The sequence below is a fragment of the Actinomadura formosensis NBRC 14204 genome, from assembly GCF_001552155.1.
In the GTDB taxonomy this organism is placed as follows: domain Bacteria; phylum Actinomycetota; class Actinomycetes; order Streptosporangiales; family Streptosporangiaceae; genus Spirillospora; species Spirillospora formosensis.
The window spans coordinates 1-1,137 of record NZ_BCQQ01000306.1; the positions used below are offsets into that span (position 1 = coordinate 1).

Genomic DNA, 1,137 nt, shown 5'->3' on the forward strand with positions numbered 1-1,137 from the left:
GGCGGGCGATGACCATGCGCTGGATCTGGTTGGTGCCCTCGTAGATCTGGGTGATCTTGGCGTCGCGCATCATCCGCTCCACCGGGAACTCCCGCGTATACCCATAACCCCCCAGAAGCTGAACCGCGTCGGTGGTGACGTCCATCGCCACATCCGAGGCCAGCGCCTTGCACGCCGACGACACCAACGTCAGATCCGCGACCCTCTCCCCCCGCATCGCCCGCTCGGACTTGACCGCGGCGTGATAGGTCAACTGCCGCGCCCCCTCCAACCGCATCGCCATGTCGGCCAGCATGAACTGCACCCCCTGAAAATCGGCGACCGGCCTACCGAACTGCCGGCGCTGCCTCACATACCCCAGCGCGAAGTCCAGCGCCCCCTGCGCGATCCCCAGCGCCTGCGCGGCGATCGTGATGCGCGTATGGTCCAGCGTGGCCAGCGCGGTCTTGAACCCGCCGCCCTCGACGCCGATGATCCGATCGGCCGGGATCCGGGTGTCATCGAAGATCACCTGCCGGGTCGGAGACCCCTTGATGCCCAGCTTGCGCTCCTTGGCCCCAAACGACACCCCCGGATCCGACATCTCCACCACGAACGCCGAGATCCCCCGCGCCCCCGCCGCCGGATCGGTCACCGCCATCACCGTGTAGTACTGCGACACCCCCGCATTGGTGATCCACATCTTGGCGCCGTTGAGCACCCAGGCATCCCCGTCACGCACCGCACGGGTCTTCATCCCCGCCGCGTCCGACCCCGCATCGGCCTCCGACAACGCATAGGAGAACATCGCCTCCCCCCGCGCCACCGGCGGCAGATAGGCGTCCTTGAGCTCCGCCGACCCGGCCAGCAGCACCGGCACCGTGCCCAGCTTGTTCACCGCCGGGATCAGCGAGGACGACCCGCACACCCGGGCCACCTCCTCGATCACGATCACCGTGGCCAGCGCGTCCGCCCCCGCACCCCCGTACGATTCGGGCACGTGCACCGCATGCAGGTCATTGGCGACCAGGCTCTCCAGCGCCTCCTGCGGGAACCGGGACTCCTCATCCACCTCCGCCGCGAAAGGAGCGATCTTGGCCTCGGCCAGCTCACGCACCGTACGCCGCAGCAGCTCATGCTCCTCAGACGGCGCATACG

The 1,137-nt window shown here is 68.3% G+C and carries 1 protein-coding gene; it reads right to left on the reverse strand.

Annotated features, from left to right (window positions below; genetic code table 11):
- Positions 1-1,137, reverse strand: a 1,137-nt coding sequence (locus AF1_RS32660) for an acyl-CoA dehydrogenase family protein (RefSeq protein ID WP_207394253.1), incomplete at both ends; no start/stop codon positions are given.